This window comes from Brucella sp. RRSP16, from assembly GCF_052246815.1.
GTDB lineage: Bacteria > Pseudomonadota > Alphaproteobacteria > Rhizobiales > Rhizobiaceae > Brucella > Brucella intermedia.
In genome coordinates this window covers 1-23,882 of the sequence record NZ_JBQQAM010000021.1, presented here as the reverse complement: position 1 = coordinate 23,882, position 23,882 = coordinate 1, and the positions used below count along the sequence as shown (strand labels likewise).

Sequence of the window (23,882 nt, the reverse complement as noted above, 5' to 3'; positions counted from 1 at the left end):
AGTGGCCCCCTAAATCCCCGGACACGATCTCCCACTTGTTAAGTGTTAGGAGTAACGTGCCCATTATGACCAGTCACATACCTAAGATAGAAGTGCTGTCCGGCCCTGAGCGCCGCCGTCGCTGGTCGACAGCGGAGAAGCTTGCGATAGTCCAGGAGACCTGCGAGCCTGACGTCACGGTCAGCATCGTTGCTCGACGGCATGGCATTCAGCCGAACCAGTTGTTGGCCTGATCGAACCTCGTGCCTCGCTTTATCACCGCCATCGTTTTCCGCCTGAGGTCATCGCCGAAGCGGCGTGGCTGTATTTTCGTGCATAACGGCAATCTAGGTGAGATTCAGCGTCAATCAGGATGAGACTCGCGCCGGGGTGTGACGGAGTGAGGGCGTAGCCCGATCGTAGTCATACCCCGGCGTGGCGCAGAATTTGGCGTCTCAAGATCGCGGTCGGTCCGGTACATTTGCGGTTTTCTGGATTGGAGAACCAGTTTGTGCCGGGTTGCCATGTAACCGATCATCAGATGAGACTCTTCATGAAGTACCGACAAACGCATTCCGTAGAGGTCGCCGCAGCAAAAGCATCGATCAGCCGAGCTACGGCATACCGCCTCGACAAGGAGGTGCAACTACCATCTCAGAGCAAAGCGCCGCGTGGACGCCGCCGCCCTGATCCCTTGGAGCCAATATTCGAGACTGAAGTCGTCCCGCTCTTGAAGGCCGCACCCGGCATCCGTGCCGTCGCTGTCTACAACGAGATGCTGCGCCGACATCCAGAACTGTCTGAAGGTATCCGCCGCACGCTTGAACGACGCATTCGGTCGTGGCGTGCTGTCCATGGCGAAGCGCAGGAGGTTATCTTCCGCCAGACGCACGAGCCAGGCCGGTTGGGCCTTTCGGACTTTACCGATGCCAGCGGTCTTGGTGTGACCATCGCCGGCCAGCCGCTTGATCACCTGTTCTATCACTTCCGGCTTGTCTGGTCGGGCTTCGAACATGCCCATGTCATTCTCGGCGGAGAAAGCTTTGTCGCGCTGGCCGAAGGACTTCAAAATGCTCTATGGTCCGTGGGTGGTACGCCGCTTTATCATCGAAGCGACAGCCTTTCGGCGGCATTCCGCAACCTCGACGCCGATGCCAAGGTCGATCTCACGCACCGATACGACCAGCTTTGCTCCCATTATAGAATGACGCCGACGCGCAACAACAAAGGCGTCGCGCATGAGAACGGCTCGATAGAAAGCTCCCATGGCCATCTCAAGAACGCCGTTCATGATGCCCTGCTGATGCGGGGGACCAAGGAGTTCGACGATCTCGGTTCTTACCGCGCCTTTGTCGACGAGATCGTCAGCCGTCGCAATGCTGCCCATGGCAAGCGTATCGATGCTGAGCGATCCCATCTGCAGGCGCTGCCCGAGCGCAGGACCACGGACTTCGAAGAGATTGTCGTCACGGTGTCCCGGACGGGCGGCTTCACCTTGCGCAAGGTCTTCTACACCGTGCCATCCCGCCTGATCGGCCACAGGCTACGAGTTCGCCTGTTCGACGATCGGCTGGATGTCTTCGTCGGCGGTACGCATCTGATGACGTTGCGCCGCGGACGCGGCCACCCCGACGGGCGACACGATCAGGTCGTCAACTACCACCACGTCATCCATTCCCTGCGCAAGAAGCCGATGGCGCTCCGCGGCCTCGTTTATCGCGACAAACTCTTCCCGCGTCCGGAATATCGCAAGGCCTTCGAAGCCCTCATCGAGCATCTTCCCGACAAGCAGGCTTGCAAGATCACCGTTGAGCTTCTGGCATTGGCGCAGGACCGCGGTTGCGAGCGCGAACTTGCCAAAGAATTGGCCAGAACCCTGGATGCGGGCGATTTACCGGATCTGGCCGCCATGCGAACGCTCTTCGGTCCGGATCCAGCCAAGCTGCCGACCGTTCATGTGCAGCTCGCATCGCTCAACGGTTATGAGGCCCTGATCGGGACAGGAGAAGCCGCATGAAGAACGCTCACGTTATCGACGAAGCACGGCTCGCCATCATGCTCAACGAACTTCGGCTACCGACCATCAAAACGCTGTGGCCGCAATTTGCCGAGCAGGCGGACCGGGAAGGATGGCCAGCCGCTCGCTTCCTGTCGGCTATTGCCGAGCACGAGCTGGCAGAGCGTGCCAATCGCAGGATTGAACGACATCTCGCCGAAGCGCACCTGCCGCCCGGAAAGACCTTGGACAGCTTCGCCTTTGACGCGGTACCCATGATCTCGAAGGCGCAGGTCATGGCAATTACCGCTGGCGACAGTTGGCTCGCCAAGGGAGCTAACATCCTCATGTTCGGTCCGCCCGGCGGAGGAAAGAGCCATCTTGCTGCCGCTATCGGCCTTGCGCTGATCGAGAACGGATGGCGGGTCCTGTTCACCCGGACTACCGATCTTGTGCAGAAGCTTCAGGTCGCCCGCAGGGAACTGCAGCTTGAGTCTGCCATCGATAAACTCAACAAGTACGACTTGCTCATCCTCGATGACCTCGCCTACGTCACCAAGGACCAGGCAGAAACAAGCGTGCTATTCGAGCTGATCTCGGCACGATACGAGCACCGGTCGATCTTGATCACTGCCAACCAGCCGTTCGGAGAGTGGAACCGGGTCTTTCCAGATCCTGCCATGACACTCGCAGCAGTCGACCGGCTTGTGCACCATGCCACGATCTTCGAGATGAATGTCGAAAGTTATCGCCGCAGAACCGCGCTTGAGGAAAAACGCCAGCGGGGCCGACCGGCCTCGTTTGCGACAATCAGGACCTCAACGCTGTCTGTCGCGCAGCGGCAATCAGAAAACGAAGAAGAACTTGTCAACGGCAATCAGCATGATAATTTGATCCCGACCGCGACCTAAGAATCTCATCCAGATTGTCGCAAGCGTCTCATCCTGATTGTCGCGCTATAATTTTCGCGATGTCGTAACCCTCCGGATGGAGATAAATGCAGAATAAGACCCCAAAAGAGCCTTATTCGATGGTAACCAAGGAGTTGACTTAGGAGCGCTATTTCTTCAATTACGCTATAAGCATTGATGAAAAAATTATTCGAGAAAGTGGCAGTTGTGACAAATAGAAGATTGGCCCGGATCAAATCATGAGTACCGACATTTCTCCAGAGAATGTGAGTCATGAGGTTGTAATCGCGGAGGCAACAAAGGGAGCTAAGGTCGCTCTTCGTGACATCTCGGAAGCGATATCAAAATATCGGTTGGCTTTGATTTTCGGATGGCAGGATGTCGCGCAACGATATCGTCGTTCCCGCGTAGGTGCATTTTGGCTGACCTTAAACATGGCCGTATTTATCGGCGCGCTTGGGTTGATTTTTGGAACGCTTTTTCAAAGCGAGATGCGTGAGTTTCTGCCATATCTTTGCGCTGGTGTTATTACTTGGGGGTTTATCTCAACGTGTCTGAGTGAAGGGTGCACAACATTTACCTCCTCGGAAGGGATAATTCTTCAAGTTAGAATGCCGCTTTTTACTCATGTTATGCGTGCGGTGTGGAGGAATCTAATAATATTCGCCCATAATATTGTTATTTTTCCTATTCTCCTACTTATTCTGGGCAGGATGATCAGTTTTAATGCGCTGTGGGCAATCCCTGGTCTTATTCTCTTGTGCCTGAATCTATCTTGGATGATGCTCATTCTGGCTATTCTCTGCGCTAGATTTCGGGATATGACTCAAGTGGTAACAAATATTCTACAAGTCTTGTTCTATGCTACGCCCATTATGTGGATGGTTAAAATTCTACCTGATCACGTTTCCCGAGCATTCATCGAGTTTAATCCATTTTATCACTTTATCGAACTTGTCAGGGCACCGTTATTCGGTTCTCCGCCATCCTTGCTTGATTGGACCTTTGGTTTCGCGTGCGCGATAATCGGTTGGGTCGTCGCAATTGTATTTTTTGGGCGGTATCGTTGGCGCGTAGCGTATTGGTTGTAGAAAATGAGTTTAATTCAACTTAAGAATGTCATTGTCGAATTTCCAATCTATAATTCGATCAGCCGTTCACTTAAAAATAGAGTTCTTAGTATCGCTACAGGCGGGAAAATCGAAAGGCGCAGTGATCGTCTGGTGATTGTGCGTGGTCTCGACGAAGTGTCTATGACTTTCAAGGATGGGGATCGGGTTGGACTGATCGGCCATAACGGGTCGGGGAAAACCACGTTGCTTCGTGTCTTGTCGGGCATTTATACCCCGACACATGGAAGTTCAGTCATCAATGGTAATTGCGTATCATTGATCAATATTAATCTGGGAATAGATCCAGATGCGACGGGACGCGAGAACATTCGTCTCCGTTCTGCAATGATGGGAATGCCGCCCGAAGAAATTGCTGAAAAGTTTGACCAGATTGCTGAGTTTTCGGGGCTAGGAGAATTTTTGGAGGTTCCCTTTCGTACTTATTCGTCTGGCATGCAGTTAAGATTGGCATTCGCGACGTCAACGGCGGTCCGACCTGAAATCCTGATAATGGATGAATGGCTTTCTACCGGTGACGAGGATTTTAAAGAACGTGCCAACGCGCGTATGCGCGATCTGGTCGAATCTACAAAAATTTTAGTTCTGGCGAGCCACTCAAGGGAATTAATGGAGAAAAACTGCAATAGAGTTATTTGGCTGGAGCACGGCCGCATTAAGATGGACGGCTCTCCTGATGAGGTCCTGTCACGCTATTTTGACGCACAGTAACCGGATTTCTACATGGCAGTTCTGGGTTTATCGGCATGCAAAAGCTAAAGGGTCACTTCAGACAGTTAACTAATGCGTTGCGTTATCTGGCGCGCGGCGATTTTTCGGGTTTGGCGCGTCGTCTGAAATGGTACCGAGAAGAACATAAACATGTAAAGCTGCGTCGTCGTTTGGTGAGTGACCAAGGGCGTACTTGGGGAATTCTTTGTACTCCACACACGTTTTTTATTGCGAATGCGATATCAGAGCGTCTGGCGAAGCATGGGATTGGCAGCGAGATCATGGCAGGCTCGCCGGATGATTTCAATTATGCTTTCTATATTGTATTATGTCCGCAAATGTTTAAGACGCTTCCGCCCGCTGATAAGCGAGTGGTCTTTCAACTTGAGCAATCTATCAGCTCTAGGTGGTTCACTGATGATTATATAAAAATACTTTTTGATTCTGTAGCGACGATTGATTATTCTCTCGTTAATATAGAACATCTCGCGACCAAAGGAGTGAGATACCCTAAAGTACACTATATACCGATAGGGGCAATAGATAGTGCGATAGGCGAAGAAATGCCTCACAGATATGACTTCGTTTTTTATGGCGATAGCTTAAGCTGCGAAAGAAGACGTTCCTTCCTTACGCAACTAAAGAAAAAGTACAAAGTTAAAGTATGTAATGATATTTTTGGCGACGAAATGTATTCGATTATTCGTCAGGCAAAAGCTGTAATTAATATTCATTATTATGAGGGTGCACTACTGGAAACGCCTCGTATTAGTGAGTGTATTTCGTTAGGTATACCGGTTCTGTCAGAAGGAAGTCGGGATCAGGGCGAATATCCTGAGTTCGAAGGTGCTGTTCGGTTTTTTGATGAGGGCTCGGTTGAAAGCATGATGAGTGCGGCAGCCGAGATGCTGGTTGATATCGAAGCGATAAGCAAAACTGTCAGGGGGGCGATTACGAAAAGTGCCAGCCGGTTCAACTTTATGTTGGATCGCTTTCTTGTGGCTCTGGGCGCGATCCCAATAGACGCAATACTCAGGAATTCGCCCTACATTGTGCAGCCAAGCAGCTTTTTTGCTCTTTCCCTGCCAGAAGCCATAGAGCGGCGCAAAACCATTGGGCGGGTGCTGCCAGAAAGGTTTCAATTATTTGACGGTATCAGACATAGCAGCGGCTGGATTGGATGCGGTGGTAGCTTCAAAGCATTGTCAGGTTACGCTCATTCGAATGGATTAAAAAGATTAGCTGTCATTGAGGATGACATCATTCTCCCGGATGATTTTAATGATCTATTGCGCGAGGTTGATCAATATCTCGACAGCAGGGAGGCGCATTGGGACCTTTTTTCTGGTTTGATGGCGGATGTTTCTTCGAGCGCTAAGGTGTACTCAGTGGAAACGTTGGGTTCCCGTACCTATGTTACAATAGATAAAATGACCAGTATGGTATTCAATATATATAATGAGAGTGCACTGGTGATACTATCGGAATGGGACGCGAACAACGCGGATGCTTCTACAAATACTATTGATCGCTACTTGGAAAGGCAGGACGACCTCCGCGTTGTTGTTTGTCTCCCATTTCTCGTCGGGTATGATGAAGAAGCAACTTCGACATTGTGGGGATTTAACAATAGCCGTTATATTCCCATGATTAGAAAGGCGGAAAAAAGAATAGAACTACTGGCGAAAGATTGGCTTCATGAAAGAAAAAGAATTGTAAACTGATAATGGTGTATGCGTTTTGATTACAAATCCGTTCATGTTTCTGGTGTTAAGTCACGTATTATCAGTAACGGATTTTCTGATATATTGCAGTATATTCCCGAGAAACCTGCTCTGATGATGTAAAAATTATAGGAAACTTTTGAATGTGGGGTGTTCAAATGTATTATGTGCATCGCGCTCATTATGTCTTGAGAAAAATGGGTGCGCTGGGTTTAATTAAACATAGTTTTAAGTTTATAAAATACAAGTTTTCTACTTGTGTCGATGCTTTACATATTGTGGATACCTCTAAAAGGGCCGGAAAAGCAAATGCTAATGGTTCTGTATCGGCAAGAACATTGCCTGATAATGTAAACCAACCCATTTATATACCTTATGATAATTTTGGAAATGGAATTCGTTTTGATAGAGTTGCAGTTGTAGCTCATATCTTTTATCCAGAGGTGACCGGAGAAATCATTCAGTATCTTAAGAATATTCCAATTCCTTTCGGGCTCTTCATTACGACCGACACGGTGGAAAAAAAGGCATACATCAATGATGTTATGTCCAGTTCGGGATTGGAACTCCTGGAGTTTGAAATTCGCGTGACGCCGAATAGAGGGCGCGACATTGCTCCAAAATACGTCGGTTTTCGCGACGTATATGAGCGCTATGACGCTTTTTTACACATACATTCGAAGAAATCCGCTTATAACGAAGAACTTGGGACTATATGGCGGCGGCATTTGTTTACGCATTTGATTGGCAGTAAGGAGATCACGCAAGCCAATCTGGAGATTCTCTCGACCGACAATGTCGGTATTGTTTATCCGGAGCATTTGCGGCAGATAAAAAAGCATATTGATTGGGGGTATAACTTCCCTATTACGAAGGAGCTACTGGAAAGAATTGGTGTGACCATCAACTTTAATACCGTTCTTGAGTTTCCGTCGGGGTCTATGTTTTGGGGGAGGTCGGAGGCGATCCGACGCATCCTCGATCTCAATCTGGATTTTACGGATTTTCCTAGGGAGAATTCTCAAATTGATGGAACTCTAGCGCACGCGATAGAGAGGGCTTTGCTATTTTTTGTCGAGGGCGCGGGGCAAAGTTGGGCACGTGTAACTATCCGTCCGCCAAAGAAGTTGGCTTTACGAAATGAGCGAAAATTTGTCCCGCTTACGGGTTCAGAATTAAATATGAGGTATAGGTAATACCATGGAATGGCTGCTGCCACTTGAGATTGTCTCATATTTCAGTAGTGTCGAAAAATAGCCAACTTTGCAGGAGTATGTTAAAAAGAGGACTTGTCAGAATAGATAGGAAATCTTTTGATTATCATACATAGAGGAATGATCTTAAAGGTAAATGGATATATTAATGACGGAATCTGGTGGTATCCAAGATGATCTTCTTTCTTTGTATAGATCTCACAAAGGTAAGGTTAGTGATAAGTGGCTTTCGTATTTATTAGATTACAGCGATTTTTTGAAAAAATTTCGGAATTTTCCTGTCAGAATACTTGAAATAGGCATTCAGAACGGTGGTTCTCTCGAGATTTGGGCGAAATTTTTTCCAAACGCTAAACTGATTGTCGGCTGTGATATTAATCCACTTTGCGGGAATTTAACGTACTCTGATGATCGCATAAAAGTCATAGTGGGTGACGCTAATAATCAGCATACATATTCGAGCATAACGGCTTTGTCCGAGGAATATGACATCATCATTGATGATGGCTCACATATGTCCAGTGATATTGTTCGCAGTTTTGCGCGATATTTCCCACGCCTTTCCAATGGCGGGTTATTTATAGCCGAGGATTTGCATTGCAGTTATTGGGGCGGTTTCGAAGGTGGGATTGAGGCGCCTTATTCTGCGGTTAATTTTTTTAAAAGGGTTGCAGATTATGTGAATCGAGAGCATTGGGGGCAGCAGGGCCTGCCTGCTGAGATAATGCTTTCATATTTCGCTGATTTCTGGGGCGAAAGTTTTGACGGCCCTTCATTGCAATTAATTAAGGAGGTCAGATTTTTAAACTCTCTTGTTGTCGTTTCGAAGGGGCGAGAAGGCGAGAATTTGCTTGGCCCTAGAGTGGTGGCTGGCCAGTTGGCTCTTGTTGAGAAAGCTGTGAAGGATTTGGAAGGCATGATTGATTGTGCGCCGGATCAATCATTGAACAAATATGGGCCAGATGCTCGGCGCATTGAAAGCATGACAGCCGCTTTTGAGCGGGCGGATGAATACAATGCTCGACTAAGCGCAGCTATAAGCGAAGCTAATTCTGATAAAACGAGGCTTAACGCGTCGGTAAAATTCATTAAAGCAGAATTAAGAAGCACATTACGCGAGTTGGCCAGCAAAAATAAATTAGTAGAAGATTTGGAGCTGAAAAGCGAAAAAGTAGACGAGTTACGTGGTATTATTGAATCTGCTAATCGGCGCATCCACTCTCTGGAATCGGAATATTTCCAGATGTGGAGACGTCCAGACCTATCGATTTTGCGATTATTCAGACACGGTCTTCTCAAGTTATTTTCAAAGGCTTTTAGGCCGCTTTCGAGAAATATGTCTGAAATTTTGGACGGGCGTGCAAAACGTCGGGATCCTAGGTGGAAATTCTTATTGACACCTGATGGGGTTCCGGCAGAGCAAGCCGTTAGTGTTGCTTCCAGTTCGCCAATTCCGGTGACAAGAAATGCGAAAAGCGCATTACAAAAAATTGAGGCGAATTTGTTGGAGCGAGATGGCTATGGAGAAAAAGCTCAAGTTGATGGAGCAAAGACTCGTTCTGACACTCTCAGCGATGAGCGCACGAAAAAGCAGACAAAGATGATGATTAAACATCTAATTTTAAGAGTTTTGGCGAATTTGCCGCGTCCGGTGAAGTCTTTGTTGCTCAAGAGCAATACAGTACATAGCATTGCTCGTCGCTGGAGGCGTCCACAACATGTCGCGAAGATAGTGGACAGTGTCGCTCAAAGTTTTTTGGTCTCGGAACGGGCAGGCAGCGTAACAGGCGATATTAGATTTTCTATATTGATGCCCGTTTATAACACGCCACCACATCTTCTGCGGCGTTGTCTAGATACGGTACTTTTTCAGAGTTGGGCGAACTGGGAACTTCGTATCGTAAATGATGCGTCACCTCTAGCAGATGTGCGCGTGGTTCTCGATGAGTACCTTGCACGCGACAATCGGATTTTTGTTGAACATCTGGAACAAAATCTTGGCATCTCCGGGGCGTCGCAAAGCGGATTGGAAGCGGCTACGGGAGAATATGTCGTTCTTTTAGATCACGATGATGAGCTGACATACAATGCCTTAGAGGCTATGGCTGCTGCTATAGCTGCCCATCCTGAAGCCGGGATTTTTTATTCAGACGAGTGCATTTTGTCGCCAGAGGGTGTTCCGGTTCAGGTTTACGCTAAGCCGGACTGGAGCCCATCATTGTTGATTAACTGTATGTATATCGGTCATCTCACGGTATACAGACGTGCTCTTATGCTTGACGCCGGTGGATTTCGCTCCGAGTTTGATTTTTCTCAAGACTACGATCTTGCGTTAAGGGTTTCGGAAAGGGACACGTCCGTCATCCATGTGCCGGAAGTTCTTTATGGGTGGAGAGCGATTGCCGAATCTGCCGCTGGAGGAGGAAAGCCCTTTGCACGAAAAACCAATATTGCTGCTTTGCAGGCTGCAGCTGATAGGAGGGGTTGGAAAGCGACTGCGGTTGCAGGCGAGTTTGCCAACGAACTTCAGTGGAAGACCGGACCGGATGATCCAAAGGTATCTTTGATTATACCTTCTGACAATGAAGAGATGATAGTTCAGGCGATTAACTCAATTTCATTGTCTAGTACATACGAAAACTATGAGGTGCTTGTAGTTACAAATTCCGCGCTGACCGCACAACTTAGACAACGAACATGGTTGGCGAATGTAGTTTTTGTTCCATACGACAAGCCGTTCAATTTTTCTGATAAGTGTAACGTCGGAGCTGCTGCAGCAAATGGCGACTATTTTGTTTTTTATAATGATGACGTTCGAGTGCAGTCTCCAGAATGGATAGAGAGAATCCTTGATGCGTTTCGCATTGAAGGAGTTGGTGCCGTAGGCACAAAACTTTTATATGAAAACAATACAATACAGCATGCGGGAATGGTAACGGGCGTTCGTAGACTGGTGGGGACAGCTTTCCATACTTTGCCAGATAAGAGCCCAGCCTACTTCAACTATGCGCAATCAATGAGAGAAGTATCATTATTGTGCGGGGCCCTTCTCGCTGTTCATCGTGATGTCTTTATTCAGGTAAGCGGCTTTGATGCCGTGAATACACCGATTTATCATTCAGATGTCGACCTGTGCTTCCGAATTCGTGAAACAGGATTGACCTGCCTCTATACCCCTCATGCTACCCTATTACATATTGGGCATGTCTCAATTGGGGTTGATGAAAAAAAGCAGAAGAAAATGAAAGCAGATAAAGCTGGCGTGTGGATGTTAAAGCGTTGGCCTGAAATGATCGCATATGATCCATATTTCCCCCCAATGATGCGTGATTTATGCTTCCACGATTCACCAGAGCCGTATCATATTTATCCCGGCAAGAAGCATCTCGGATCAACAAAGGGGGATGCCTTGTTGGTGAGTCATGACCTAACAGGCAGTGGGGCCCGCGAGTTGTGTTAGAAATGGCTCGTGCTCTTCAAAGCGAGGGCTGGTTCGTCGTTGTTGTAGCGCCGTCTGACGGTGCAATGAGGTCTGAATTTGAAGAAATTGGTGTTACAGTCATAGTTGAGCCGCTGTTATTCCAAAACCACCCGTCCGTTACAGATTTCGCAAAAGACTATGATATAGTTATATGCAATACTATCGTATCGTGGCCGCTTGCAGTGCAACTCGAAGGAATTGTGCCTGTTGCGATGTATGTTCATGAGATTGAGCTAGTAGAGCACCTTGCACATGTTCAGCCAGAATTTATATCATCTGTTGCTAAAGTGAATTGTGTCTGGGCGGGTAGCAATCATTGCGCGGAAAAACTGCGTAGTTATTGTAGCGAGGTCTCGGTGTTTGAGTATGGAGTTGGTGCCTTTCCAAGGGCAGTTAGTCCAATGGACGGGGACCGAAATATTAGATTAGCCGTATTCGGATCATTTGAGCCGCGTAAGGGCCAGGATTTAATGGCGGAGGCGTTTTCGAGCCTTGCCGAAAATGAGAGGCGCGGCGTAGAGTTGCACTTCTTCGGCCGTACATTAGATGAGTCTATGCACGCTTCGCTGATTGAAAGGTTTAGTAATGTTTCGGGATTGCATTTCCATGGTGAGCTTGAGCACGATGTTTATATAAAAGAAATATCAGCATCGGATATGGTTATCATTCCATCGAGGAACGATACTTTGCCACTTGTGTCTATAAATGCTTTGAGTATAGGGATCCCCCTAATGTGTACTTCCCAAACGGGTACAAGTTCATATCTGGTAGATGGACAGTCTGGATACATTGTTAATGAGCCGACAGTTCCAGCCCTTGTCAGCACGTTGCGTCGTTCTCTTGCTGATCAGGCTAGCTGGTCACAAGTTGGAGAAAATGGGAAACTGATCTTTGATAAGTATTTTAACAGAAGTGCTTTTCAAAAACGTTTAATATCCAAGATAGCAGAGACGATTCGATTTTGTTCTGCGGGCCAGGCGCAATGAACAAATCTACATCAGTGTTGGTTGTGGGTGGAAGTGGCTTTATCGGATCGGCCTTGGTAAAGAGATTGCAAGTAGCTGGTTATATCGTGCGTGGCATGTCACGGAATGTTCCGTCAGAATTGGTCAATCTGCCCCGTGTTGAATGGATCCAGGGGGCATTCGAGGACGAACATACAATTGCGCGTGCTTTGGAAGGAATAGATGTTTGCTTTCATTTGGCATCATCGACGGTTCCAAAGACAGCCAATGCTGATCCAAAAGCTGACATTCTTACCAACTTAATAGGGACTGTCAGCCTGTTAGAGCACGCCACGAGGTTGGGATTGCGTCGTTTGGTATTCGCTTCGTCTGGGGGGACAGTTTATGGCCCTCCTCAGACAATTCCCATCTCTGAAAACCATCCAACTGCGCCGATAACGAGTTACGGCATCACAAAGTCAACCATTGAGCAATACTTACATCTTTTCCATCGCCGAGATGGGCTAGACTATATGATTATGAGATTGTCGAATCCTTATGGGCCCGGCCAAAAAGTAGGGCGAGAACAGGGCGTTATCGCTGCGTTCACACATCATATTCTGAATGATATGCCAATCGAATTGTGGGGGGATGGCAGTGTTGTTCGAGATTTCGTATATATCGATGATGCTATCACAGGTCTAATGTCTGTATTAGACTATGAGGGGGGTGAGCGGATATTCAATATCGGCTCAGGTAAAGGGACGTCACTTAATGAACTTATTAAGTATATAGAAAGATTTACTGGAAAAGGGGCAGATATCAGAAGGGTGAGTGCTGGAAATCTCGACGTCGATGTAAATATTTTGGATATAAAAAGGGCTCAAGAAGAGCTAAATTATGAACCGTTGATTGGCATTGAATCGGGTATCCAGAGGACGATAGATTACATGAGGGGATGTTAATTTCCAGAACTCGTACTCTTAATTATAGTATATTGGGGTGTATATTCATAACTATTCCGTAGTTATTGTTGATCAGAATATTTTCAGGCCGTGGCGTCGGTAAAATTGTGTTGCTGAACGGATAAAAATCTGTATATGCCAAAGTCCTTTCTTGGCCGCATGCCCCCCCGTGTGAACAACTCGAACAGTCGGTACATATGCGACGTCTGAAAAATTATGTACTTTTATAGATAAATCAAAATCCTCGAAATATAAAAAATACCCTTCAGAGAAACCGTTGGCAATTTTTAAGACGCTACCTCGGAAAAACATAAAACATCCACTTACTATAAGGGGATTCCAGTAAATGTCATTTTGGGTTTGCTGGCGCATCTCATAACGGGAGAGTCTTTTGTTAAAAAGACAACGAACGGATTTTGGGGCAAAACCTCGTAGTATCAAATCAAAAATTGCCGGATAGCGTTTACACAAATATTGTCTCTCTCCACTCGGCCATTCGGCATAAGGAGTAAGTAGACCGCATCGTTGATTATTTTTCATGAACTCAATGGCATTTAGAATTGCGTCTGGATGAATTTTAATGTCCGGATTTAATACTAGGTGGAATTCACCCAAACTTGTAAGGGCAAGGTTGTGCCCTCGTCCAAAGCCAATATTTCCCTGCCCATGAATAACACGTAGAGGTCGATTTGGGTATTGTGTCTTCAAAAACGTTGGAACGGAAACGTTGTTGGAATTATCGATGATAGTGATAGAAACGTCTTTGCAGCCCAATTTATCGAGCGCAACCATTAAACTGTTCAGCGTGTTTTGCAATTCTTGGAGCTCAGGGTGGAACGTCACTATTGAAATCGTTAGCATTTGCTGTTGATTCATGTTGGAAACTCAAACGTGCGGGGGTATGTGTGTTTCTGAGGTTTATACGACGGCAGTTTCACATTAATTCAAACGTGCCCTATTTAATATCAAGTTTCATGGAGTATTGCGTCTCGATGGATTGATTTTCATGTTCATGTTCATGCTCCCGAATGATAGATAGTTGGTGGGCATCGAGTAGCTGGTTAACGTTAAAAAGATAGAATGCAAGGAAGTGATTTATATGAAGGGCATCATTCTCGCAGGAGGCAGCGGAACTAGACTCTACCCGCTGACCATAGCTATTTCCAAGCAGATTCTACCCATTTATGATAAACCTATGATCTATTATCCGCTGAGCGTGCTCATGCTGGCGGGCATTCAAGAGATTTTGATCATTTCGACTCCGCATGATCTGCCGCTTTTTCAAAAATTGCTCGGCGATGGAAGTGAGTTCGGGGTGAGATTCTCATATGCTGAACAGGCATATCCCAACGGTCTAGCAGAAGCCTTCATTATCGGTCGGGAGTTTATTGGCGATGATAGCGTCGCCATGATCCTTGGCGATAATATCTACTTTGGGGATGGTCTCTCAGAGTTGGCGCAGCTCTCTTCGCATCCCATGAAAGGCGGTACTGTTTTTGCCTATCGCGTGGACGACCCGCAACGTTATGGTGTTGTGGAGTTTGATAACAAGACAGGTCAGGCAATCTCGATTGAAGAAAAGCCAGAAAAACCAAAATCCCATTGGGCTGTTACTGGGCTTTATTTCTATGATAACCAAGTGGTTGATATCGCACGTTCGATTAAACCATCGGCTCGTGGCGAGCTTGAGATCACCACCGTGAATAACGTTTATCTCGAGCGTGGTGAATTGAACGTTCAACGTTTCGGACGTGGATATGCTTGGCTGGATACTGGTACGCATGACAGCCTACATGAAGCGTCGTCGTTTGTTCAGACCATTGAAAAGCGTCAGGGCATTAAGATCGCTTGCCCAGAAGAAATCGGCCTGGATAAGGGTTGGCTGAACAGTGAAGCAGTGCTTGAGCGCGCAGCTAAACTCGGCAAGACTGAATATGCAGCTTACCTACGCCGACGTGTTGATGAGTTAGGAAAAGATTGATGGAAGCCCGTTCGTTAGATTTAGACGGTGTTTTTGAGATCAGCCCACGTAAATTCGGTGATAGTCGTGGCTTTTTCTCCGAGACCTATAATGCGAAATTATTCACCGAAGCCGGTATTGATCTAACTTTTGTTCAGGACAATCATTCTTTTTCGGCTGCCAAGGGTGTTGTTCGTGGGCTCCATTACCAGTTGCCGCCTTTTGCGCAGGACAAGCTGGTTCGCGTCACGCGCGGGGCAATTCTTGATGTTGTTGTCGATATCCGCAAAAGCTCGCCTATGTTCGGGAAGTGTGTCGCTTTGGAAGTCTCCGCTGAAAAATGGAACCAGATTCTGGTGCCGAAGGGTTTCGCACATGGTTTCATGACGCTCGTGGAGAACACCGAAGTTATCTACAAGGTGACGAATTATTATTCTCCTGAACACGACCGATCGATCCGATTTGACGATCCGGCTATTGGTATCGATTGGCCTCTTCCATCTTCAGACGCCCAGCTTTCTGATAAGGATCAGAAGGCCCCGCTTTTGGCGGACGCAGAAGTTTTTGCTTGAGGAAATGATATGAATATTCTTGTTACCGGTGGCGCAGGGTTCATTGGTTCAGCCGTCTGTCGCCATCTGGCTACTGACCCCAAGGTCAATGTAATCAATCTCGACAAACTGACCTATGCGGGGAATCTGGCCTCACTGCGCCAGATTGAAAACCATCCGAATTACAGCTTCCTTCAGGCTGATATTTGTGACGACACGAGTGTTCTAGATGCTTTACGTGCCCACGAAATCGACGTGATCATGCATCTGGCGGCGGAAAGCCATGTCGACCGTTCAATCGACGGTCCGGGTGCGTTCATCGAAACGAATATTGTTGGAACGTTTCGACTGCTCAATGCGGCTCTTGCTTACTGGCGGGAACTGCCAGAGCCGCGCAAATCGAGCTTCCGTTTCCACCATATTTCAACGGATGAAGTGTTTGGCGATTTGCCGTTCGATAGCGGTATTTTCACGGAAGAAACTTCTTATAAACCGTCGTCACCATATTCGGCTTCGAAAGCAGCGTCCGATCATCTGGTGCGTGCCTGGCATGAGACCTATGGGCTGCCGGTTGTGCTGTCCAATTGCTCGAACAATTATGGCCCCTTCCACTTTCCAGAGAAGTTGATCCCGCTCGTCATTCTTAATGCGCTCGATGAAAAACCACTGCCGATTTATGGGGCAGGGGCGAATGTGCGAGACTGGCTCTATGTTGAGGATCATGCGCGTGCTCTGACACTGGTTGCGACCACGGGCAAGCTCGGCGAAAGCTACAATATTGGCGGGCGTGCAGAGCGCACCAATCTGAATGTCGTAGAAACGATCTGCTCCATTCTCGACAAGAAGCGACCTCGCGCAAACGGCAAGAGCTATGCCGATCTGATAACTTTCGTGACGGACCGTCCCGGCCACGACCGTCGTTATGCGATTGACGCTTCGAAGATTGAGCGCGAATTGGGCTGGAAGCCGCAGGAGACCTTCGAGACGGGATTGGAAAAAACCATTCAATGGTATCTCGATAATGCATGGTGGTGGGAGCCTATCCGCAGCGGAACCTATGCTGGTGAGCGTCTGGGCAGTGCGCCAGCAAAGGAGGTTAAGGCATGAAAATCCTCGTCACTGGGCGGGAAGGGCAGGTTGTCCAGAGCCTTCTTGAGAAGGCAGATCAGCGACCGGATCTGGAGGTGATTGCACTGGGTCGCCCGGATATGGATTTGAAAAAGCCGGATACTTTGCGCAGTGCCATTGAGGCGATCAAGCCAGACCTCGTTGTCTCCGCCGCCGCCTATACGGCGGTGGATCTGGCCGAGGATGAGCAGGAACTTGCCTTTGCGGTGAATGCCACTGGTGCACAAGCAGTTGCCGAAGCGGCGAAAATTTGTGGCGTTCCCGTCATTCACTTGTCGACCGATTATGTTTTTGCGGGCGACACTGATGAACCATATGCCGAAACGGATAGCACCGGACCTCGCAGTGTTTATGGGAGTTCCAAACTTGAAGGCGAGCGTCTGGTTGCGCTAGCCAATCCACGACACATCATTTTGCGAACGGCATGGGTCTATAGCCCCTTTGGCAAGAATTTTGTCAAGACGATGTTGAAGCTTGCGGAGACGCGCGATGCTCTCTCTGTCGTTTCTGACCAATGGGGAAACCCGACCAGCGCGCTCGACATCGCTGATGCACTTATCCAGATGGCGGATCATTTAGCGGCGACGCCAGACTTTTCCGCTTATGGTGTTTATCATCTGGTTGGTACGGGCGATACGAACTGGAGCGGCCTTGCACGTGCCATATTCGATGAAAGTGCCAAACTTGGTGGACCAACTGCGACTGTCACGGATATTGCGACAGCCGACTATCCGACCAAGGCAGCACGTCCCGCGAATTCGCGCCTGTCGACTGCGAAATTCCAGCAGGTGTTCAATTGGTCTGCACCGCATTGGCAATCGTCACTACGGGATGTCGTGGCCAGGCTGATTTAGCATTTAAGTGGGAATATCTCTGACGCGGCATCGCTCAACGCGCGGTGCCGCGTTTTTATGTCGAGCGGAAATAATTTGCCACCTCTCTGCCTGTCCCTTGACGCGGTGCGCCAACTGTAGCACAAACCTATGACACATATGGCGAATGTGAAAAAATGATTTATTGAAATCATTGAGGAATTTGGCTTGGCTGGGAATCCAGGCGCCCAGCCATGAAGCACCAGTACATCGAAATATTGGTGATTTTGCTTGACCTTCGCTAAGGTTTGAGAATTCCAGCTCTCTCGAATTCTCCGAATGTATGCTTAAATGTGGACATCTTGACCTGCCACTGAACTTTCATCCAACGGCGATTAGAGCCTCGGCGGTTTTGACTACGCCAATTGGCGTGTTGGTAGCAACCGGCGGAAACGCCAAGCTTTCATATTGCGCAGCGTTGGAGCCGGTTGCGGCGATGGATCCAGCATAGACCGCCGGGGTTTGGTATCCCAGCGACGAGTGTGGCCGGAAATTGTTGTAATCGTCGGCCCATTGGGCGATGGCGCTGCGGGCGTGATCGAGGCCAAAGAACAGGCTTTCGTTGAGCAATTCGTCGCGCATCCGACCGTTGAAGGATTCAACATAGCCGTTCTGCATAGGCTTTCCTGGGTAACGTCCAGATTGCTGCCGCCTTTTGAACCAAGGCCTCGTGGCATAAGACACGTGTTTAACGACGTCGTTAGCGACGTGTCTTATGCGAGGATTGGATGCGAGTTGAGGTTCTTGGCGCGGAACGGCGTCGTCGCTGGGGCGATCAGAAGAAACTGGATATCGTCATGTCGATTGGGATCGGCGGTGCGACGGTCACGGATGTGGCTCAGCGGTACGATGTGACCCGTCAGCAGATTTACACATGGCGACGGGAACTGAAGAAGAAGGTTCTTCTGCTCTCTTCGCGGGAAGCCGTATTTCTTCCTGTTGATATGGGTAGTGAGCAGATCCCTTCTGGGGTTAGCGATGACGCTGATGCTTCGTCCTCAATGATTGAATTGCACTTGCGCTGCGGTCGCAGCCTTCGTTTCACGAGCACGCTGGAGGATACGGTGCTGGCACGGCTCATCCGGACGGTGGAACAGGCATGATTGGACCGGGCACTGGCGTTCGGGTTTACCTTGCCTGCGGCGTGACAGATATGAGGAAAGGTATTGAGGGCCTTTCGATGTTGGCGCAGGATGTCTTGCGCCAGAAGCCGACAGGTGGAGCTGTCTTCGCCTTTCGCGGGCGGCGTGGTGATCGGGTGAAGCTGTTGTATTTTGATGGCCAGGGATTTTGCCTTTACTAGAAAATCCTGCAGAAAGGCCGTTTCCCCTGGCCTTCAGCGGCCGATGGGACGGCTCGACTGACTGCAGCACAACTGGCGATGCTATGGGAAGGAATAGATTGGAGACGTCCGGACTGGGGTGCTCCGCCAGCACGTGTCGGTTGATTTTATCTTACTGAAACTACTTGTTTTTATGGCATTCTGTCCTGACTTATGCTAGTCAGGATCATGTCGAATGCGAGCTCAATTCTTCCTGATGATCCAGCTTTCTGAAGGCAATGATCACCGCCTTACAGGCGGAGAATGCGAAGATGTCGGCGGCGTTGAAAGCGCACGACCACCTGATCCAGGGTTTGAGGCTACGCATTGCCCGGCTGAAGAAACAGATCTTCGGCAATTCTTCTGAAAAGATCGAGCGGGAAATTGCGCAACTGGAACTGGCGCTGGAGGATCTGTTGATTGCCAGTGCCGAGGACGAGACCGCGCCCGTCGAAGAGCTTGAAAACGATACGGCTTGTGGTCCGGAGGAGACTTCACAGTCCCGGCCACTGCGTCGACGTCCGCGTGTGTCGGAAAATGCCGTTCGCGAACGCCGGGAACTGGATCCCGGTCATTGTTGTCCTGCCTGCGGCGGAGAATTGCGCCTTGTCGGAGAGGATGTCAGCGAAATCCTCGACATGGTTGCAGCAACGATGAAGGTCATCGAGATCGGCCGACCAAAGAAGTCGTGCCGTTGCTGTGAGAAGATGGTGCAGGTTCCTGCGCCCAGTCGTCCGATCCCGGGTAGCATGGCTGGTGCCGGGCTTCTGGCCTATATCCTGGTCTCGAAGTTCGACGATCATCGTGTGTCCTGAGTACCAACATGGAAAGGAGGTACGTAACTGCAAGAGAGATGAGGGCTGGCCCCTCGGGTTCGGCGATCAGGAGTCGATCCCAAACCACCACAAGCTGCTGTCGTAAAGAGCGATGGTGGTGAGCGTTGTGGAAACGGCGGGACATGATTCCGTCAGGTACGATCCAGAGAGACGAGCGAAAGCGAACCGTCGATGAACTGCCGAAAGCGTATGGTTGATGTCAGAACCGGGGTTGATGGTCATCCCGGGATGAGTATGGGCGGTGTCCTGAAGTCCGGCCCACACGGCATCCGGCTCGAAGGCGGCGTGAATCTGGGTCAGGCTCTTTTGCGGAACAGGAGAACCTGTCGCCCCGATGCCAAGGGAGAGGACCGATCGGGCAGCCCCCGAAAGGCCCAGAGTACCGATGCGGGGCACAGGGGCAGAACAGCTCGTAGTAGGGTTGAAGGCGCTGTAATGGTGCTGGACCGAAGGGGTTGTGGTGTTCAGCCGCTGCCGCTGGCCAACTGGTAACAGGACGAGCCGGATGACAGAGGCAAGGCCGTTTACGATTGAGAAGAGAAAGGTCTGGGAGGCGTTCCAGCATGTGAACGCCAACCAGGGTGCAGCTGGTGTAGACGGGCAGACGCTCGGCGCTTTAGGGAACGGCTTGGTCCGAACCTTTACAAGCTTTGGAACAGAATGTCCTCAGGCAGCTACATGCCATCGCCGGTACGCCGGGTGATGATCCCCAAGGCAGATGGGGCCCAACGGCCGTTGGGTATTCCGACGGTCACGGACCGCATCGCGCAGGAGGTCGTCCGGCTTTATCTGGAACCGCTTGTGGAACCAGTATTCCACAAGGATTCCTATGGGTATCGGCCTGAACGCTCTGCCATTGACGCCATCCGGACGGCGCGTCAGCGATGCTGGCGTCACGATTGGGTGTTGGACATGGACATCAAAGGGTTCTTTGACACTATCGATCATGGGCTCCTGCTCAGGGCGGTCCGCCATCATACGGATTGTCGCTGGGTTCTGCTCTATATTGAACGGTGGCTAAAGGCACCAGTGATGATGGCGGATGGCAGTCTTGTCTCGCAGGAACGCGGAACGCCGCAGGGTGGGGTGATCTCGCCGCTGCTGGCTAACCTGTTTCTGCATTACGCTTTCGACAAATGGATGGAACGAGAGAATCCGCAAGTGCCGTTCGAGCGCTATGCGGATGACATCATCTGCCATTGTCGGACGGAAGATGAAGCACGCAGGCTGTGGCAGCAGGTCGAAGATCGTCTCGCTGACTGTGGACTGACGCTTCATCCGCAGAAGACAAAGATCGTCTACTGCAAGGATACCAACCGGAAAGGGGCGTTCCCGACGGTTGCTTTCGACTTTCTCGGCTACAGGTTCCAACCCCGGCTGGCGATCTGGCGTGGAGGGTTGTTCGGCGTATCCTACCTTCCGGCGGCCAGCCCAAAAGCGCTCAAGGCGTTTCGACGCCGGGTACGCAATTGGGGATTGCAGCGGCGCAGCGACAAGGGGCTGATCGATCTGGCCCGTATGTTTAATCGACAGATTAAAAGTTGGATCGGCTACTTCAGGTGTTTCTACAAATCAGCGCTTTATCCGACACTTCGTCTGATCGACGCTCATTTGGTCCGATGGGTGATGCGGAAGCATAAACGCTTTAAGCAGCGGCCCCGGCAAGCGCGGCTCTGGCTCGCCAGACTTGTGAAATCCACGCCGGAGTTGTTCGCCCATTGGTCTCTTCTTTACGCAAATGGTTGAACGCTGGGAGCCGTATGAGCCGAGAGGTTCACGTACGGTTCTGGGAGCGCGTGAGGGTGAAATCCCCTCGCGCGACTCGCTTGCCGCTCTATCGTCTCAACGAGATATTCGCGCGGATGGGTGCCGATATACCTGACAGCACACTGGTGGACTGGTGCGGTCGTGCCATGCAAGTGCTCCGTCCGCTGATCGAGCGCATTGAGACCGAGATCATGAAAAGCGATCTCATCCATGCTGACGATACGCCGATCCGGGTGCTGGATCGCTCATTGCGCGACAAGGGATTGGGCAAAGGTGTGAAGAAGGGCAGGATCTGGACATATGTCCGCGATCAGCGTCCATGGGCAGGTAGTGCGCCACCAGGTGCGGTTTATTACTTCGCGCCCGACTGGAAGGAAGAGCACGTTCATCGCCATCTCGAAAAGGCGAGTGGCATTCTTCAGGCCGATGGCTACAAAGGCTATACGAAGCTATATGAGCCGGGATCGGACGGAAAGCGTCGGTTCTGGGAAGCTTCATGCTGGGCGCATTGGCGGCGTGACTTTCATGACATCTGGACCGCGAACAAATCCGGGATTGCGCGCGAGGCTCTCGATCGGATCGGTGCGCTGTATGATATCGAACGGGATATTGTAGGCCGGCCCGCCGATGTACGGCTCGCCACGCGTCAAAAGCACAGCAAGCCAAAGATCGATGAACTGCACGCATGGGCAGAAAAGCAGTTGCTTCGCATTCCGGGAAAAAGCGAACTTGCGAAAGCTTTGCGCTATGGGCTGAGCAGATGGCCGTCACTCTGCCTGTTCCTGGAGGACGGACGCGTGGCCATGGACAACAACGCTGCGGAACGAGCCCTCAGACCGATAGGAGTAGGACGCCGGAATTGGTTGTTCGCAGGCGCTGACACCGGCGCGGAAACCTTGGCACGCGCCATGACGATCATTGAAACAGCGAAGATGAACGGCATCAACCCGCAAGCTTATCTGGCCGATGTGCTCGACCGCATTCACGACCACAAGATCAATCGGCTCGATGAGTTGCTCCCGTGGAATTGGAAGCCCCTCGCAGCTGAACATGCAAAGGCAGCCTGATGACCACGGTCAGATTTGTTTACACGCTCGACTATGTCGCCGAAATGCTCGAAGAGGATGTCGATCTTCTTCAGGCGATCATCTACAATGATGACAACTTGACCTATGGCAATATCATCAGTGTCGTGACCGGAGACGACCAGTCTACAAGCGCCCTGACGGACGACGGCATTGATGAGCTAAGACAGATGCTGGCTGACGCCCGTAAATCAGTCGAAAAATGGCAAGAATTCCTCGAATGCTTTGTCGATGACGAAGAGATCGTCGCCCGCCTCAAGACATATTCACCACGGTAACAATCGGGCGGTTACTTTCCTGGCGCGATATAGTGCCACTCAACCTTGTGATCCTTCGACCAGGCCAGGATGGCATTCGAGGTGAGTTCCGTGCCGTTATCGGAGACAATCATTCCTGGCTTGCCGCGTCGTTCGATCAGTGTCGTCAGCTCCCGTGCGACACGGCGGCCGGAGATTGTGGTGTCCGGGATTGCTGCCAGGCATTCCCGTCACATCATCAACGATATTGAGAATCCGGAACCGTCTCCCGCATGCAAACTGGTCGTGCACGAAATCGAGAGACCAACGGGCATTTGCTTTCGCCTCGACCAGGATCGGCGCACGCGTGCCGACGGCCCTTCGTCGAGCCTTCCGCTTGCGAACCGAAAGCCCTTCCTCGCGATACAGCCGATAGATGCGGTTGACGCCCGGATGGCTCTCCGTCCCGCCTGAGCAGGACGAACAGCCGTCGGTAGCCGAAGCGCCGTCGCTCGTTGGCAAGGTCGCGCAGCTTCGCCCGCAATTCGACCTCCGGCGGTCGGCAGGACCGATAGCGGATCATCTTGCGATCAGCAGACACAATCTGGCAGGCCCGCCGCTCCGAAAGACCCATTATGTCCTTCAGATGTGCAACGGCGTCACGCTTGGCGGCAGGCCCTACCATTTTTTTGCGAGAAGCTCGCGGAGTGCGGCGGCATCGAGCATCTGCTCGGCCAACAGCTTCTTAAGCTTGGCGTTCTCTTCTTCGAGTGCCTTCAGGCGCTTCGCCTCGGACACCTCCATACCGCCGTATTTGGCTTTCCAGTTATAAAATGTTGCGTCCGAAATCCCATACTTGCGGCACAGGTCGGCCACCTTCATGCCCGCCTCCTGCTCCTTCAGCACCGCAATAATCCGCTCTTCCGTAAATCGCTGCTTCTTCATTCGTCCGGTAATCCCCCCGTTTTTAACGGGGCTCGTCAGTAGAATTCACGCGGCCATTTTCAGTTTCTGTGCGGGCGTTACGCCGCCGATGCCCATATTGGGACGTTCGTTGTTGTAGGTCCATAG

17 protein-coding genes and 6 pseudogenes are annotated in these 23,882 nt (G+C 50.2%); 20 read left to right on the top strand and 3 right to left on the bottom strand.

The window, feature by feature from the left end; all coding sequences use genetic code 11:
- Positions 1–65 precede the first annotated feature (65 nt).
- From ACS5UA_RS21525 to ACS5UA_RS21480, 10 genes and pseudogenes are all read left to right on the top strand, one after another.
- Positions 66–224: pseudogene (locus ACS5UA_RS21525) on the top strand (transposase); the annotation flags it as partial.
- 266 nt (positions 225–490) lie between these two features.
- Positions 491–1,996 carry an IS21 family transposase gene (istA, locus tag ACS5UA_RS21520; RefSeq protein WP_443101799.1) on the top strand — a complete coding sequence of 502 codons (1,506 nt, stop codon included), beginning with the start codon at positions 491–493 and terminating at the stop codon, positions 1,994–1,996.
- Positions 1,993–2,886, top strand: a complete 894-nt coding sequence (gene istB, locus ACS5UA_RS21515) for an IS21-like element ISRel5 family helper ATPase IstB (RefSeq protein WP_105529095.1) — start codon at positions 1,993–1,995, stop codon at positions 2,884–2,886. Before istA ends, istB begins: the two co-directional genes overlap by 4 nt.
- A 239-nt stretch (positions 2,887–3,125) precedes the next feature.
- Positions 3,126–3,977 carry an ABC transporter permease gene (locus ACS5UA_RS21510; RefSeq protein ID WP_443101798.1) on the top strand — a complete coding sequence of 284 codons (852 nt, stop codon included), beginning with the start codon at positions 3,126–3,128 and terminating at the stop codon, positions 3,975–3,977.
- A 3-nt stretch (positions 3,978–3,980) separates the two neighbouring features.
- A complete protein-coding gene (locus ACS5UA_RS21505) occupies positions 3,981–4,727 on the top strand; it encodes an ABC transporter ATP-binding protein (protein WP_443101797.1) in 747 nt (248 codons plus the stop codon).
- 35 nt (positions 4,728–4,762) lie between these two features.
- The gene (locus ACS5UA_RS21500) at positions 4,763–6,451 is read left to right on the top strand and encodes a methyltransferase type 11 (protein ID WP_443101796.1); all 1,689 of its coding nucleotides are present in this window, start codon (positions 4,763–4,765) and stop codon (positions 6,449–6,451) included.
- 143 nt (positions 6,452–6,594) lie between these two features.
- Entirely contained in the window at positions 6,595–7,647 is a 1,053-nt protein-coding gene (locus ACS5UA_RS21495; protein ID WP_443101795.1) for a rhamnan synthesis F family protein, read from the top strand.
- A 166-nt stretch (positions 7,648–7,813) separates the two neighbouring features.
- Entirely contained in the window at positions 7,814–11,125 is a 3,312-nt protein-coding gene (locus ACS5UA_RS21490; protein WP_443101794.1) for a glycosyltransferase, read from the top strand.
- Positions 11,126–11,127: 2 nt separating this feature from the next.
- Entirely contained in the window at positions 11,128–12,132 is a 1,005-nt protein-coding gene (locus ACS5UA_RS21485) for a glycosyltransferase family 4 protein (RefSeq protein WP_443101793.1), read from the top strand.
- Positions 12,129–13,055 (top strand): NAD-dependent epimerase/dehydratase family protein, encoded by a 927-nt coding sequence (locus ACS5UA_RS21480; RefSeq protein ID WP_443101792.1) that lies wholly within the window; start codon positions 12,129–12,131, stop codon positions 13,053–13,055. The genes ACS5UA_RS21485 and ACS5UA_RS21480 overlap by 4 nt, the downstream gene beginning before the upstream one ends.
- Before the next feature lie 72 nt (positions 13,056–13,127).
- On the opposite strand, the gene ACS5UA_RS21475 is transcribed toward ACS5UA_RS21480, so the two are convergent.
- Positions 13,128–13,931 carry a glycosyltransferase family 2 protein gene (locus ACS5UA_RS21475; RefSeq protein WP_443101791.1) on the bottom strand — a complete coding sequence of 268 codons (804 nt, stop codon included), beginning with the start codon at positions 13,929–13,931 and terminating at the stop codon, positions 13,128–13,130.
- A gap of 223 nt (positions 13,932–14,154) precedes the next feature.
- Between ACS5UA_RS21475 and rfbA the strand changes: the two genes are divergently transcribed.
- From rfbA to rfbD, 4 genes are read left to right on the top strand one after another with little or no spacing between them, the layout of a single operon-like run.
- Positions 14,155–15,036: a glucose-1-phosphate thymidylyltransferase RfbA gene (gene rfbA, locus ACS5UA_RS21470; protein WP_443101790.1), complete on the top strand. Its 882-nt coding sequence runs from the start codon at positions 14,155–14,157 to the stop codon at positions 15,034–15,036.
- Positions 15,036–15,587, top strand: coding sequence for a dTDP-4-dehydrorhamnose 3,5-epimerase (gene rfbC, locus ACS5UA_RS21465; RefSeq protein ID WP_443101789.1), 552 nt, complete (start codon positions 15,036–15,038; stop codon positions 15,585–15,587). The genes rfbA and rfbC overlap by 1 nt, the downstream gene beginning before the upstream one ends.
- Before the next feature lie 9 nt (positions 15,588–15,596).
- On the top strand, positions 15,597–16,673 hold the full coding sequence (gene rfbB, locus ACS5UA_RS21460) for a dTDP-glucose 4,6-dehydratase (protein WP_443101788.1): 1,077 nt from the start codon (positions 15,597–15,599) through the stop codon (positions 16,671–16,673).
- On the top strand, positions 16,670–17,548 hold the full coding sequence (rfbD, locus tag ACS5UA_RS21455; RefSeq protein WP_443101787.1) for a dTDP-4-dehydrorhamnose reductase: 879 nt from the start codon (positions 16,670–16,672) through the stop codon (positions 17,546–17,548). The genes rfbB and rfbD overlap by 4 nt, the downstream gene beginning before the upstream one ends.
- A gap of 339 nt (positions 17,549–17,887) precedes the next feature.
- Here rfbD and ACS5UA_RS21450 read toward each other — a convergent pair.
- Positions 17,888–18,199, bottom strand: a pseudogene (locus ACS5UA_RS21450) (integrase core domain-containing protein); the annotation flags it as partial.
- Between the two features lie 95 nt (positions 18,200–18,294).
- On the opposite strand from ACS5UA_RS21450, the gene tnpA reads away from it, so the two are divergent.
- The 6 genes and pseudogenes from tnpA (at position 18,295) to ACS5UA_RS21420 (ending at position 22,853) form a co-directional block, all read left to right on the top strand.
- A complete protein-coding gene (gene tnpA, locus ACS5UA_RS21445) occupies positions 18,295–18,669 on the top strand; it encodes an IS66-like element accessory protein TnpA (RefSeq protein ID WP_443101786.1) in 375 nt (124 codons plus the stop codon).
- Positions 18,666–19,013, top strand: a pseudogene (gene tnpB / locus ACS5UA_RS21440) (IS66 family insertion sequence element accessory protein TnpB). The gene tnpA and the pseudogene tnpB overlap by 4 nt, the downstream one beginning before the upstream one ends.
- 63 nt (positions 19,014–19,076) lie before the next feature.
- Positions 19,077–19,690 (top strand): annotated as a pseudogene (locus tag ACS5UA_RS21435) (IS66 family transposase zinc-finger binding domain-containing protein); the annotation flags it as partial.
- Between the two features lie 693 nt (positions 19,691–20,383).
- On the top strand, positions 20,384–21,469 hold the full coding sequence (gene ltrA, locus ACS5UA_RS21430; RefSeq protein ID WP_443101785.1) for a group II intron reverse transcriptase/maturase: 1,086 nt from the start codon (positions 20,384–20,386) through the stop codon (positions 21,467–21,469).
- An 80-nt stretch (positions 21,470–21,549) separates the two neighbouring features.
- Positions 21,550–22,557, top strand: a pseudogene (gene tnpC / locus ACS5UA_RS21425) (IS66 family transposase); the annotation flags it as partial.
- Positions 22,557–22,853, top strand: coding sequence for a hypothetical protein (locus ACS5UA_RS21420; protein ID WP_012092492.1), 297 nt, complete (start codon positions 22,557–22,559; stop codon positions 22,851–22,853). The pseudogene tnpC and the gene ACS5UA_RS21420, both read left to right, overlap by 1 nt.
- Before the next feature lie 14 nt (positions 22,854–22,867).
- Here the strand turns inward: ACS5UA_RS21420 and ACS5UA_RS21415 are convergent.
- Positions 22,868–23,756, bottom strand: a pseudogene (locus tag ACS5UA_RS21415) (IS3 family transposase); the annotation flags it as partial.
- Positions 23,757–23,882: the final 126 nt, after the last annotated feature.

Coding starts and splice junctions, on each gene's coding strand:
- istB (WP_105529095.1), top strand. CDS start 1,993: ATGAAGAACGCTCACGTTATCGACGAAGCACGGCTCGCCATCATGCTC.
- ACS5UA_RS21510 (WP_443101798.1), top strand. CDS start 3,126: ATGAGTACCGACATTTCTCCAGAGAATGTGAGTCATGAGGTTGTAATC.
- ACS5UA_RS21505 (WP_443101797.1), top strand. CDS start 3,981: ATGAGTTTAATTCAACTTAAGAATGTCATTGTCGAATTTCCAATCTAT.
- ACS5UA_RS21500 (WP_443101796.1), top strand. CDS start 4,763: ATGCAAAAGCTAAAGGGTCACTTCAGACAGTTAACTAATGCGTTGCGT.
- ACS5UA_RS21495 (WP_443101795.1), top strand. CDS start 6,595: ATGTGGGGTGTTCAAATGTATTATGTGCATCGCGCTCATTATGTCTTG.
- ACS5UA_RS21490 (WP_443101794.1), top strand. CDS start 7,814: ATGACGGAATCTGGTGGTATCCAAGATGATCTTCTTTCTTTGTATAGA.
- ACS5UA_RS21485 (WP_443101793.1), top strand. CDS start 11,128: ATGGCTCGTGCTCTTCAAAGCGAGGGCTGGTTCGTCGTTGTTGTAGCG.
- ACS5UA_RS21480 (WP_443101792.1), top strand. CDS start 12,129: ATGAACAAATCTACATCAGTGTTGGTTGTGGGTGGAAGTGGCTTTATC.
- ACS5UA_RS21475 (WP_443101791.1), bottom strand. CDS start 13,931: ATGAATCAACAGCAAATGCTAACGATTTCAATAGTGACGTTCCACCCT.
- rfbA (WP_443101790.1), top strand. CDS start 14,155: ATGAAGGGCATCATTCTCGCAGGAGGCAGCGGAACTAGACTCTACCCG.
- rfbC (WP_443101789.1), top strand. CDS start 15,036: ATGGAAGCCCGTTCGTTAGATTTAGACGGTGTTTTTGAGATCAGCCCA.
- rfbB (WP_443101788.1), top strand. CDS start 15,597: ATGAATATTCTTGTTACCGGTGGCGCAGGGTTCATTGGTTCAGCCGTC.
- rfbD (WP_443101787.1), top strand. CDS start 16,670: ATGAAAATCCTCGTCACTGGGCGGGAAGGGCAGGTTGTCCAGAGCCTT.
- tnpA (WP_443101786.1), top strand. CDS start 18,295: ATGCGAGTTGAGGTTCTTGGCGCGGAACGGCGTCGTCGCTGGGGCGAT.
- ltrA (WP_443101785.1), top strand. CDS start 20,384: ATGTCCTCAGGCAGCTACATGCCATCGCCGGTACGCCGGGTGATGATC.
- ACS5UA_RS21420 (WP_012092492.1), top strand. CDS start 22,557: ATGACCACGGTCAGATTTGTTTACACGCTCGACTATGTCGCCGAAATG.